Source organism: Paenarthrobacter sp. UW852 (genome assembly GCF_024608385.1).
Taxonomy (GTDB): domain Bacteria; phylum Actinomycetota; class Actinomycetes; order Actinomycetales; family Micrococcaceae; genus Arthrobacter.
Genome location: NZ_JAMSGY010000015.1, coordinates 53096 through 66186, shown reverse-complemented (window position 1 = coordinate 66186; position 13091 = coordinate 53096). Strand labels below are relative to the sequence as shown.

8 protein-coding genes and 1 pseudogene are annotated in these 13091 nt (G+C 59.1%); 5 read left to right on the top strand and 4 right to left on the bottom strand.

All coding sequences use genetic code 11. From position 1 onward, the window contains the following. Positions 1-353: 353 nt before the first annotated feature. From NEK97_RS19635 to pdhA, 3 genes are read right to left on the bottom strand one after another with little or no spacing between them, the layout of a single operon-like run. Positions 354-1808 carry a dihydrolipoamide acetyltransferase family protein gene (locus NEK97_RS19635; RefSeq protein ID WP_257371387.1) on the bottom strand — a complete coding sequence of 485 codons (1455 nt, stop codon included), beginning with the start codon at positions 1806-1808 and terminating at the stop codon, positions 354-356. Positions 1809-1810: 2 nt separating this feature from the next. Further along, positions 1811-2899 (bottom strand): alpha-ketoacid dehydrogenase subunit beta, encoded by a 1089-nt coding sequence (locus NEK97_RS19630; RefSeq protein WP_257371386.1) that lies wholly within the window; start codon positions 2897-2899, stop codon positions 1811-1813. Then, a complete protein-coding gene (gene pdhA / locus NEK97_RS19625) occupies positions 2896-4089 on the bottom strand; it encodes a pyruvate dehydrogenase (acetyl-transferring) E1 component subunit alpha (protein WP_257371385.1) in 1194 nt (397 codons plus the stop codon). The genes NEK97_RS19630 and pdhA overlap by 4 nt, the downstream gene beginning before the upstream one ends. A gap of 170 nt (positions 4090-4259) precedes the next feature. On the opposite strand from pdhA, the gene NEK97_RS19620 reads away from it, so the two are divergent. From NEK97_RS19620 to NEK97_RS19600, 5 genes are all read left to right on the top strand, one after another. Beyond that, on the top strand, positions 4260-4724 hold the full coding sequence (locus tag NEK97_RS19620) for an Lrp/AsnC family transcriptional regulator (protein ID WP_235517275.1): 465 nt from the start codon (positions 4260-4262) through the stop codon (positions 4722-4724). Positions 4725-4783: 59 nt separating this feature from the next. Beyond that, positions 4784-5356 carry a YdcF family protein gene (locus NEK97_RS19615; RefSeq protein ID WP_257371384.1) on the top strand — a complete coding sequence of 191 codons (573 nt, stop codon included), beginning with the start codon at positions 4784-4786 and terminating at the stop codon, positions 5354-5356. A gap of 811 nt (positions 5357-6167) precedes the next feature. Then, positions 6168-7217, top strand: coding sequence for a hypothetical protein (locus tag NEK97_RS19610; protein WP_257371383.1), 1050 nt, complete (start codon positions 6168-6170; stop codon positions 7215-7217). A 612-nt stretch (positions 7218-7829) separates the two neighbouring features. Then, on the top strand, positions 7830-8990 hold the full coding sequence (wecB, locus tag NEK97_RS19605; RefSeq protein WP_257371381.1) for a non-hydrolyzing UDP-N-acetylglucosamine 2-epimerase: 1161 nt from the start codon (positions 7830-7832) through the stop codon (positions 8988-8990). A 401-nt stretch (positions 8991-9391) separates the two neighbouring features. Further along, the gene (locus NEK97_RS19600; protein WP_257371380.1) at positions 9392-11308 is read left to right on the top strand and encodes a hypothetical protein; all 1917 of its coding nucleotides are present in this window, start codon (positions 9392-9394) and stop codon (positions 11306-11308) included. An 84-nt stretch (positions 11309-11392) separates the two neighbouring features. Here the strand turns inward: NEK97_RS19600 and NEK97_RS19595 are convergent. Then, a pseudogene (locus tag NEK97_RS19595) lies at positions 11393-12993 on the bottom strand (IS1634 family transposase); the annotation flags it as partial. Between the last annotated feature and the right edge of the window lie 98 nt (positions 12994-13091).

Below are 13091 nucleotides of genomic sequence, written 5' to 3'. Positions count from 1 at the left end.
CGTGCCGGCGAAGCTGGCCCGGGCGCCGAGAGAGAGAAGCAAGGCAACGGACAAGAATACTGACACCAGCAACTTGAGCGATTGGAATCCTCGTCCGGGACTTCCAGGCTCGGTCAGCGTTTGGGCGCGGTAATTCTTATGCATTCTTCTGGGCATCCTAAGGACATTGCGACCAGCCCTGAGTCGGCCGATCGCAGACAGCTGGAGATCACCAGCTGATCCCCCAGGGAGATTCTAAGCAGACACTTGACTTGCGCTTTGCCAAATGCACGTTTATGACAAGTCATTTGATTTATTTAAGCGACAACAACCTGATCCGTGGATCAGGTTGTTGTCGTATCGTGCCTGCGCAGCTACATATCCGCGAGAGCCCCACCAGGGTTCTCAATGGCATCTGCCACATACCGAAGGAAGCCGGCGGCCGTTTCCCCGTCGCAAACCCGGTGATCGAAGGCCAGGGTCAGCTCGGTGACCTTGCGGACAGCCAGCTCGCCATTGACCACCCACGGCTTGTCGATGATGCGACCCACCCCGAGCATTGCAACTTCGGGGTAGTTGATAATCGCAGCAGAGCCGTCAACCCCGAAGACGCCGTAGTTATTCAGCGTGAAGGTACCGGAGCCGAGTTCAGTGGGCGTGGCCTTTCCTTCACGCGCGACGGCGGTGAGGCGACGGATCTCTGCGTCGAGTTCACGGGCACTCAACTCATGCGCATTACGCACCGATGGAACTACCAGGCCGCGGTCCGTCTGTGCTGCGAAGCCAAGGTTGATTCCTTCAAAACCAACGATCTCCTGGGACCCGTCGGCGGCGGTCTCAAAGCGCGTGTTCAGCGCCGGATACCTTTTTAACCCAGCCGTGACAAAACGGGCAATGAAAGCCAGCAGGCCGGGGGTGTCATGCGGCGCACGCTTCTTCAGTTCGGCCCGCATCTCCAGCAGCGCGGTTGCGTCGACATCCACCCACACGGTGGCCTCAGGAATCTCTGAGCGGCTGCGGGTCATGTTGGCGGCGACGGCCTTCCGAACGCCACGAACGGGAGTCCTGGCCGAAACACCGAGGCCGGTCCGGCCATCGACAGAACCCTCCGCGGCACCGGCACCAACGGTAACTGGCGAAGCAGGCGCGGCCGGAGTGGACGGAGCTGCCGGCGCCGAAATGGCGGCTTCGACGTCCCTTCGCATAATCAGTCCGCTGGCACCTGAACCTTCGATGGCGTCGAGTGAGACGCCGTGGTCGCGCGCCATCTTCCGTACCAGCGGCGAGATGACTGCGCTGAGCTTGCCGGGGATGCGTGTCCCGGAAATAGACGGTTCAAGCGTCGGCAGAACAACTGGTTCAACCACACTGTCGACCACGGCGACGCCCGCCTTCCGCGGACGGGTGCGGCCTCCGGTAGCCCCACCAGCCGTGCCGTATCCAATCAGCACATTGCCGGAGCCGGCCCTCTCCTCGGTCCTGTACGTCTCGGCGGCCGCCTCAACCTCGGGCGATGTCGCAACACCAGTGGAGACGGCACCGTCGGTGCCTGATGGAGCTTCCGGCGCAGCTTGAGCGGCACCGGCGCGAGCAATCGAGATCAACGGCTTGCCGACGTCGAGCGTCTGGCCGGCCTCTCCGTGAAGTTCGGCGACGGTGCCCGCATACGGCGAGGGCACCTCAACCATGGACTTGGCAGTCTCAACCTCGGCAATGGGCTGATCCACCTTGATTTCGTCTCCGACGGCGACGAGCCAGTTCACGAGTTCAGCCTCCGTAAGGCCCTCTCCCAAGTCCGGCAAACGGAATACCTGCATATCTGAACTCATGGTTAGTCCTCCCATTGAAGGTCGTCGACGGCGTCGAGGATGCGGTCGACACTCGGCAGGTAGTAATGCTCCAGCTTGGGAGACGGGAACGGAACATCGAAGCCGGTCACGCGGAGGATCGGTGCGGCCAGGTAATGGAACGCGCGTTCCTGGACGCGGGCCACGATCTCCGAAGAGACAGATGCAAAGCCATGCGCTTCAGCGATGACGACGGCGCGTCCCGTCTTCCGTACGGACGCGCAGACGGTCTCGTCATCGAAAGGAACCAGGGTCCGTACGTCGATCACCTCGAGCGAGCGGCCTTCTTCGGCGGCCGCGGCGGCAGCTGCTAGCGCGGTGGGGACGGACGGTCCATAGGCAATGAGCGTCGCGTCCGTGCCGGGACGGGCAATAGCCGCGCGGCCCTCGGTGGAGGTACCGGCGTCGTGCTCTGCGCGCAACGCACCCAGGTCTACCTGGTCCTTGGACCAGTAGAGCTTCTTGGGTTCCATGAACATGACCGGGTCATCGGAATCGATGGCTTCGCGGAGCATGCGGTAGCCGTCAGCCACGGTGGCCGGCGTGTAGACCTTGAGGCCGGCTGTGTGGGCGTAGTAGGACTCGGAGGAGTCGCAGTGGTGCTCCACTCCCCCGATGCCGCCGGCATAAGGCACACGGATGACCATGGGCATCTTGAGCTTGCCCTTGGTGCGGTTGTGCATTTTGGCCACGTGGCTGACGATCTGCTCGAACGCGGGGTAGGCGAAGGCGTCGAACTGCATCTCGATGACGGGACGCATTCCGTTGATGGCCATTCCCACAGCCATGCCAACAATTCCCGACTCGGCGAGCGGGGTGTCGAAGCAGCGCTGCTCACCGAACTCCGCCATGAGCCCGTCCGTGATGCGGAAGACTCCGCCGAGCATTCCTACGTCCTCGCCGAAAACCAGAACGGAAGGGTCCGAGCGCATGGCGTCTGCCATAGCTGTGTTCAGGGCCTTGGCCATGGTGAGGCTCTGCGGGCCCGTCGCTTCGGCAGTTGCGGCTGCTGAAGCAGCGGCGCTGGCCGTGGCCGCACTGACGTTGCCGTTTACGGAGGTGGTGATGGTCATTTTGCGCTCTCCTCACGGGCGAGTTCGCCGGCGAGCAGTTCGGACTGCTCCTTCAGCTGTGGGGTGGGCTTGGAGAAGACGTACTTGAAGAGGTCCAGCGGCTGGACCGGGACATCCTCCCCCAGGCCTTCCCTGAGCTGGGTGGCTACTGCTTCGGCGTGCTCGGCGATTTTCTCATTCGCGGCATCATCCAGCAGTCCTTTATCCGTAAGGTACGACTTCATGCGGGTCAGCGGATCCTTCGCCTGCCATTCGGCGACCTCGCTGTCAGGGCGATACCGAGTGGCATCGTCGGCGTTGGTGTGCGCTTGCATGCGGTAGGTGTGCGCCTCGATCAGCAGCGGGCCGGAGCCTTCACGGGCCAGCTTCACTGCGCGGTCCATGACAGCGAGCAGCGCGACGAGGTCGTTGCCGTCAACGCGCTCACCTGCCATGCCGTAACCCACGGCCTTGTGGGCCAACGACGGTGCCACAGACTGGTGGCTGAGCGGCACGGAGATCGCGTATTTGTTGTTCTGCACGAAGAAGATGACGGGCAAGTGGAAGACTGCGGCGAAGTTCAGGGCCTCGTGGAAATCGCCTTCGCTGGTGGCGCCATCGCCACACATGGCCATCACCACGGTGTCTTCACCGCGTAGCTTGGCGGCATGCGCGACGCCGACAGCGTGCAGCAGTTGCGTGGTCAGCGGCGTGCACTGGATACCCACTTTGTGCTCTTTGGGGTGGTACCCGCCGTGCCAGTCGCCACGGAAGATGGTCATAACCTCAACAGGATCCACCCCGCGGGTCATGACGGCGACGGCGTCCCGGTAGGTCGGGAACAACCAGTCACCTTCGCTGAGGCACATGGCTGCCGCTACCTGGCAGGCTTCCTGCCCGTGGCTTGAGGGGTAAACGGCCATACGGCCCTGCCGGACGAGCGCGGAGTTCTGATCGTTGACGCGACGTCCGACGACGAGTTGCTCGTAGGCGGCCATCAGTTCAGCGTCGCTGGGTGTGGGGTACTCGTGGCCGGGTTCGGTGCCTTGCTCGTCATGGGAACGGAGGGTGCCGTCAGGGTTCACCATCTGGATCTGGTGCCGGGCGGGGAGCATGTAGTCCTCAACGCTGATGCCGAATTTTGTCCGAACGTCGGCAGCGTGGTCCTCTACAGCCGTTTCCGGCGCAGAGTGGTCTGCGTGGATCGTCATTGGTCCGTCCTTCTCTAGCCACTATGTGCTTCCAGTATGTTCCCGAGTGAAGTTTCGTATCCAGCTTTTGCCAAAATCATGGAAGAGCTTGCTCAAAGTGGCTATTCTGAGAGACGAAATGTAATTGTGAGCTGGGTAACGAGCCTGTGCTGTAGACGATTTGGAGTGCCATGAGCGAGACCGAGGCAGAGCAGGCGGCAGTGCCGTTGGATGCGGTGGACCGGGACATCATCCGCGAACTCACCACGGACGGCCGCATGTCCATCACGCAGGTGGCTGAGAACGTGCACATCAGCCGGGCCCACGCCTACTCGCGCATCGCACGGCTCACTGGCGAAGGGGTTCTCACAAAGTTCACTGCCCTGGTGGATCCCATCAAGGCCGGGTTGCGCTCCTCCGCCTATGTGACGCTCAAGGTCCAGCAACACTCATGGCGCGAACTCAAGGAAGAGCTCCGCGCCATTCCGGAAGTTCACCACATTGCCCTGGTAGGTGGAGACTTCGACGTCATCCTGCTCGTCCGGGCAACGGACAACATCCACCTCCGGCGTGTGATCTTCGACCAGTTGCAGTCCATGGATGGCGTACTGGATACGCAGACTTTCCTTGTTTTTGAGGATGTTGATACGAGGTAACCGATGCCGTGGTCCTCAGCTGGGAGGAAGCGCTCATTTCCTGACCTTAGACTGTCCCCGTGCCCCTCAAAACCGCCCCCGCCACGCGTGTCATTGGCATTTTCGTGGCGGCCTGCTTTTTGGCGGCACTCCTCTGGCTGATTGCCGCCTTCCAGTTCTTCTACGATCCTCCCCAGGCGAAGCCCCACCGCACGGACGCGATTGTTGTCCTGGGTGGGATGAGCAAAGAGAGGCTGCCTGTAGCGGAAAAGCTTCAAAAGGGCCTGGATATACCCGTCCTTGTGGTGTCAACGACGGGACTCGCTGGGAACGTGGAGGGCGATGCGCTTTGTGATGAGGAGTCCGGTGATCCGGATTTGGTGTGCTTCCGCCCGTCTCCTCTCAACACAAGGGGCGAAGCGGAAGCCCTTCGCTCATTAATTGCGGAGCACGGCTGGAAGTCCGTGACGGTGGTGACGTCCGAATACCATCTCATGCGCGCGGGCACATTGATCGAGCAATGCACGCCTGCGGAGATACAGATGGTGGGGTCCCGTCCCGATCTTTCCGCGGGCGCCTGGCTGGACCGGTTCGTGGTCGAAACGGGCGGCCTGATTGACGTGTGGATGCAGCCGGAGTGTTCTGGTCGCTAACTATTCGAGCCGCCAACCTCATGACACTTCCCGTAAAGCCAAGCGAAATCTTTCCCAACATGTGTCAAAAATTTCCAGACCTCTGAAACTCTTTTTGGATACTTGAAGGTTCTGGTCAAACCCTTGAGTTTTACCGAAGATGCAGGTCATTCTTTTGCCATAGGTCCAAGGTCTCACCCTACGAGCCCAAGGATCCACCGTGGAAAAATTCAGGCTTCCGCCCTCCACCTCGTCCTCCAAAGTCACATCGAACGCCCGGCGTTCCTTTGCCGGAATCCTTGCCGCCTTTATCCTTATCGTCGGTTTCATTCACGGACCAGCAGCCAGTGCGGCCCCCGCACCGGTCTTCCCCATCAGTGGCTACTTCATCTACGGCAGCACCAGTGACTCTGCAAATTTGCAGAAGCTGTCCGACATCAAATCCGTCGGTGGAGACACCGTAATTACGTTCGGCTCGCGACTGAAGCCAGCCACGCTGTCTACGATCCCCGCTGGATGCACCATCTCAGGGGTCAACTGCGCGACGGCTGCCGCGTCCGGAGTCAAGGTGAAGCGGTACTTCACGTACTCCGATGGAAACTCATGGGGGTCCCCTGCCATCTTATGTGCACGCGACAGAACGGTCACAAGTGGTACCACGATCTACACAGTCATGGTCCTGCCTTCTGAAGGAAGCGGCTGTAACTCTCCGAGTGGAAGCTACGACATAGTCGTGATTAATGGCGGAACCTCTTCCTCAATGTCCGTGTCATTGGGAAAGGCCGCCACCAGCTTGGGAATGAAGTACTACGCCGGCCTCCCGGCTCCAGTCATGAGTACCTCCACGACGTATCTCCCGGACCTTTCGTATCTTGCCACCCTGTCGGTTTTCACTGCCCGGTTCTTGATCTACCAAGGCAAGGTCAATAACGTCCCCGGGCTTGCTGGCTTCTACCATCACACCGAAATGCCACTCAGTGATGGGGCTGTATGGGACTCTGTCCTTACGCTCTACCGCATGCAGAACGCCAGAATCGCCCAGTATCAGCCAAGCCGGTCGGCCGTTGTTAGTCCCTACATAGATTCGCGCTCCGACTTCGGCGGGCACGTAACGGTTGATCAGGCGCGGAATGCTATTGCCAACATCGCTGAAACCGCGGGCGACGTCCACCTTTCCATCGCCGTTCAGGACGGCATGGGCACAGGCAAGGGCGGCTCCTTCTTTGGAAGCGAAAGCGGTAACAATGTTGACCAGTACGCAGCATCGATCGTCGGCAGTGGCTCCTGGGGAAGCAAGTACTTAGCGCCAACACGCGACTACTTCTGGGCGATGGCCGAAGGAATCGAAGGAACGGGTGCAGATCTCTGGGCAAATTTGGAGGGCATGGCGCCGGCAACGTCGCAGAATCCTTGCGATAGTGGCAGCACGAGAGGCCAATCGACCAAAGCCCGCCTGGACGAGCAGTTGCAGCAATTCGGAAACTCGCCAGTAAAGGTCATTTCCTTCATGTGGGATCCGTACTTCACCTGCGCTGGGACTGGCCTCCCTATGATCGACCGGCTTAAGTCGGGCAGCGCAACGCCGATCATCACCGATTCAATTTTCAACGGCAACGGTGATGTGCTGGTCACTGGACAAAATCTGAGCGGAGGGACTGTCCAAGTCAAGTGGGTCGACGACTCAGGGACGGCATTTGACAAGACAGTGACGGCCACCAACTACAACCCAACTTATGGCGAGGAGTTGGGCATCAATCCGCTGCTGGAGTCCGTCACAGCGAAGCTAGGCAGTACGTCCTTGAAGTCCGGCAAGAACTACTTCATAGATGTCAAGAACGGCTACGGTCAAAAGAACGACGCGCTCTACTCGGACCGCGGCTAGCTGAAGCAGCGAGGGACGGTCCCGAAGATTGGGACCGTCCCTTCGTGTGTTGCGGAGCGCTCCCTTGGCGGCTCCTAAACACCGGGCGGGCTCCGGCAACTGTGCTCTGGACGGCCCCAAATGTTGCGGGCCGCCCCCGAAATGCAAGAATTGGACGTGCCATAGTTCACCCGGACGCAGCTGAGGAGTAAAAAGTGACGGACCCGGTCCGCCGGCCGGCGGCATTGATGCCGGCCCCTCGGCATCTCCACAAACGCCGCTTCAGGGCCGAGATTCCAATCGGTCAGATGGGCGGGTACCAAACCTCATTCCTTGCGGATCCCCCGAAATCGCCGGCACAGCCGTTGGCCCAAAGCAAGCCAGCGGTCAAGTCACCAACTCCCGATGGGAACATGGTCCAAGGGATCCCGGAAACCGCCGACGCCGCTCTCCGCCGAAAGCGTTCGGTAGCGCTCTTAATTGTGATGTCGGTCTCCATCATCGTTCCCGCGTTGGCCCTCCTTCTAATTTTCGGACAATAGAGTTCTGGCCCGTCACCACACAAATTGAAGGGCTAGATACGAGGTGCGATAGCATCGGGGAGTCACTCAACGCCACTCCCGGGGGAAATCCATGCCCAGCGTCATGCCAATCTTCGGCACCCGTCCGGAAGCCATCAAAATGGCTCCAATCGTCAGTGCCTTCCAGGAATCACCGGATTTCGACTGCATCGTGACCGTCACCGGCCAGCACCGCGAGATGCTGGACCAGGTCAACGAACTCTTCGGCATCGAGCCCGACCACGATCTGAACATTCTCCAGCAACGCCAGTCCCTCTCGGCGATCATGACCAGGACCATCGACGGACTGGACAAGCTCTTCTCGGAGAGCAAGCCTGACGCCGTGATCGTCCAGGGTGACACCACAACGTCGACGGCTGGTGCCATTGCTGCCTTCTACCACGGCATTCCGGTGGTCCACGTCGAAGCAGGCCTCCGCAGCGGGGATCTCTTCTCCCCCTTCCCTGAAGAGGCGAACCGCAAAATCACTAGCCAGATCGCCAGCCTTCACCTTGCTCCGACCAGCACCAGCAAGGCGAACCTGTTGGCAGAAGGCGTCGCCGAAGGTGACATCGTGGTGACCGGTAACTCGGTCATCGATGCGCTGCTCACCACTGTCGACAAGCAGCTGCCGTTCAGCGACCCGCAATTGGAAGAACTTGCGGCCAGCGGACGCCGCATCCTCCTTGTCACCACGCACCGCCGTGAAAACCAGGGCGATGCAATGCGCGGAGTCGGACGTGCCCTGGCGCGTATCGCAGAGGCCGAACCCGACCTGGTCATCGTGCTGCCGGCCCACAAGAACCCGGTGGTACGCGAAGCCGTCCTGCCCGCACTTGAGGGCAAGACCAATGTGGTTGTCACGGAACCGCTCGCATACGGCGAATTCACCCGCCTCCTCTCCCTCGCCCACATCGTCCTCACCGATTCGGGTGGAGTTCAGGAAGAGGCTCCCAGTCTGGGCAAGCCCGTGCTGGTGATGCGCGACAACACTGAGCGTCCCGAAGCTGTAGACGCCGGCACTGTCTCCTTGATCGGAACCGACGAGGAAACCATCGTCAAGGAAGTGGACCGCCTCCTGAACCAGCAAGACGCCTTTGATGCCATGGCCAACGCCGTCAACCCTTACGGCGACGGCAAGGCAGCGGCAAGGACTGTGGCGGCGGTGGCCCAACTTCTTGGAACAGGTAAGCGCGCTGACGAATTCAACGTCACGCCGTTGCTCAGCAGGTAAGGTTCACATCATTAGAGCCCTGAAAATAGGACTATCGAGCAAACCTGCGCTGCAGTTTGGTTTCGCACGTTCGCTCGCGTCACAACAATACTAAGCCGCCCCCCAACATGAGGCGCCAGGCATAGCCATATAAACGAAGCGGGAATGATTTGACACGCGAACTCGATCCAACACCAATTGCTCTGACTGCGATTGCGAACGGCAATTTTGAACACAATAGGCAGTATCAAATATCAGCTAAGACTGCGGCCGGGCTGAACATAGACTCGTTCGCGTACTTTAGACCGAATGCGACTAAACTGATTTGCCTGCTTCCCTCCGCTCAGCCAAGCGCAGCACCACAGCAGAATCCCGTCTTCCACCGATGGTCATGGTTTGCCCACTTTCCCGACTGTCACATCTTGGCACTTAGCGACCCAGCACTTTATTCGTCATCGCAGGTCCGCGCTGCATGGTTTATGTCTGATAGCGAGGACGTTATCGACGCAATGGCTGTATATGTCAAAAAAATCCTAGACAAACTTGGTTTGAAAAATGAAGACGTCGTAATTTACGGCTCTTCTATGGGCGGGTTTGGTGCGCTCATGCTTGGTGCAGAATTAGCAGGCTCATTCGCTGTAGCCGAGGTTCCCCAGTTGGACATGCGAAAATATCCGATACGCGGTGCCATCCGCGCACTTGAGCGACACGTAATCAATCAAGACCTTGAAGAGTTCTATAAGCAGCACCCGGAACGAGTCAACGTTCTCGATAGATTCCAAGAACGTCGCGTACTTCCAAAACTGAAAATTGTGACCAACCGAGCTGACACGGGATTTCAGGAGCAGATGCATTTTCTGAATGAGTTGAGCACGCTCAAGACCGAGGTTGAGTCCATTTACGACACCGAGATTCACATTGTTTCGGAGGAAATAGGACATAAACCCCTCCCGACGTCCAGGGGTATTGAGATCGTGAGATCAGCTCTCTCACAGACGGTCAAGGAAGCCCAAAAGACAGACTTTGCGGCCGAGCCCATCCAAGATAGGCGTTCCTATCAGGAACTCGTGGACTCGGCAGTTGCTAGCATTGGTCAGATTAAATTCATTCGAGACGCCGAGGAAACTACTCTGTATCTTTCCGCCAAGAATGATCTATACGCTGCGGCGCGTCTGAACGCCTCTGCAGACTGGCCATACCGCAGGCTCTGCAGCCTCATAAAACTTTGGACAAATTCCTTCAACCAGGAGATTCTCGACTGCGCACTCGCTGGCATGGCGAGGAAGGAAACACTTGAGTCGTTCATCTACGTTTGCAGGGGACTGCTCTTCAACAACAAACCGGCGCAGGCAGCTGAACTCATCGACTCTCTCATTGAAACGACATCAGATCCTGATATAGCAAACGTAGGCCGAATCTTTCAGTCTCTCTGCGCCTATGAATCCGGGGACTTCAACAGGTATTGTGAGCTGATTGAAGGTTTCCGTAGCAACAAGTCGAGCGGATTCGAACCCTACATTGCTATTCCAGTATCCACAGTCGTGACATCCACCCCCGATTCACTCTCTCCGTCCCCCTCACCCGTCCGCCTTCTGGGGCTCGAACTGACAGAAGTTCCAAAGCTTTCTCCGGGAACAAAGTACGTCGTGAGCGCCTCTTGCGATGAAGTCTATTTCCGCAAGTATGCCGAGTATCTCGTGAAATCTTTCTCGGCAACATGTGGGTCTGAGGCCACCATGTTTCTTTCCGTCATAACTGACAATAGCGTGGAAATTCAAAAACTTTTGGATCAATGGGGAGCCAGAAGCATCATCCTCAATCCGCTGCGAATGCGGGTGAGCGAGAACATTGGTCCTGTTGCGTCATTGGTCCGCTTTTCAACTGTTTATCCCATACTTAGTGCTCTGAATGTTCCCGTCGTCGTCCTTGACTTGGATACGGTAATCACAGGTCCTCTAAGCAGCCTTATTGAAGCCCACGCCCAGACGGACGTTTGCTCACGCATCCTAGGAGGGGGGGTAGCGCCTTGGGAGAAGTACACAGGTGGCTTCGCCATCTTCAACACGACGGAGTCCTCAAAGGCCGTCGCGGGCTTCATGGCTTCTGCCGCCGAAAGTATGGCGCACGAAGGTTCAAAACAGTGGTGGATAGATCAGAACTGCTTTGAAGCCGGCATCCGCATGGTGCAGCAGTCGGGGCGACGGCTTACCATCGATAACGTCATGTCGGAACGTGACAAGTTCTGTGTTATGCCCGTAGGAACGGGAGATGCAAAAATTCATTCCCTGGAGTCAGCGCTTAAGGGGCTTCTAGAAGTTGAAGGGGCCGCCAGGGTCTGAGTACGCCTCACACTCGCGGTGTGAATCTTCTGACTCATCTGACCTGACTTGGCTCATTTGGTTAGTCCGTGTGTTTGAGCTTCGGAGCGCTTCGAGGATGGCTTCCTGCTCCGTGGTTATGGCGGGCGCGAATGTCTGCGTGGTGCCATTGATGGCGATGGTCGCTGAGCGCAGGGTTCGGAGTTGCCTGACCGCATTGCGCACCGCCAGCCCGGTTCTGTTCTGCACTTCCCGGGATACGGCCAGGGCGGTGAACACGATGATCAGGTGGGCTTCGATCGCGTCGCGGGGGTGGACGAACCCGTGCCGGGCGCGCAGGTCCGGTTTGCTCATGCGGAAGTATTGCTCGACGTGCCAGAGGTCGTGGTAGGAGCCTATGATCTCGGATACGGGCATGAGATCCGCGGGAATGTTGGTGACGTAGCCTTTCAGCCCTGCCAGTTGCCGTGCCCTTGTCAGTGAGACTTCATCCAGCCTCGGTTTCCCACCCGTGGTCTTGGTGAAGCGTGGTGTCCGGGACACTTTCCGGCCCTCGATTACCTCCCGGGACCGGTTGTCCTGCGCCGTGAGGGTTGTGTTGTCATGGACCGCACGTTTACAGGAATAGGCCCACACTGCCCGCCACGATCCTGGGTGCTGCTCTTCGTCCCAGACAGGTTTGGCACGCAGATCGGGGTAGTCACGTTCCTGTGGCCGGTCCTGGGAGGTGATGGTATCGATTAGCTGACCGTCGGTGAACGTGTCGCCGTGCCAACGGAAATGCGAAGCCAGATCGTTGGAGGCCTTGGTCATCCGGGATCCGACGATGAACCGCAGGTTCGCCTCGTCCAGATCGCGCGGGCTGCCTGCGGAGAGTATGCCGGCGCCCGCGACGAGGACCATGTCCGCCAGCCCGTGCGGGCTTGGAATTGCTTGATGATCGATCGAAACGATCGTGGCGGTCTCCGCCTTGTTGCCTTCAAAGCAGCCGATCTCCAGCGGAAAACCACTCCGGTCCACGAACAGACCCACCACGATCTGCGGATCTACCCGGCGTTCCTTGGAATATCCGACCTTCCGCAGTTCGTCTTCCTTCTCAGCCTCGAAATACAGGGTGGGGACGTCGTAAAGGACCAAAGAGATATCCCCGGCGGTGCTGGCATTCTCAAAGCACCAGGTCGCGATCCAGTTGCGGTACTTGCCCGCTGCAGCCCGGCCGAGGCTGCGTTTCATGGTGCGTAGCTGGCAGGGGCCCGGCCCAGGTCTCGAAGGACTCTACCGGCATCCAGCAACGAAGTTGGTTCCACGACCCGGGCGACAACGAGGTCGCGGAAGACCTCGTCGTCGAGCCGGTCGAATCCCAATGCAGTGAATACCCCGGCCAAGGCGCCAAACAGTCCCGACCACCCGCCCGGAGCTGTCACGGCCGACTGGTTCTACCGTCTCGGACTCTGCGAACAGCATTGGTTCGGCGGCAGGTTTGACGAAGCTTTGCACCTGTGGCGTCGGCTCGATGCCGAGGTCCAGAATGCCTTGGGCCGGATCTTCAAGCAGCTCACGGGTACGCTCCAGCAGAACGCCGAGCTCGGCCCCTGTCTGGGAGCCGAGCCGACATGCTCCACGATCCGCTGACGGCCATGCGCGTACTCCGCGAGCTACACCGCAGTCGCCCCCGAAGCCGTCCGCGCCCGCCGAATAAACACCACATCGGCGACCTTAGGCCAAAGCCTTAGTGCGTGAAAAGTGCCGGATCTAAAAACATAACCGCAGGTCAGCCAGCGGACCTGTCCAAAATCGCCGGCAC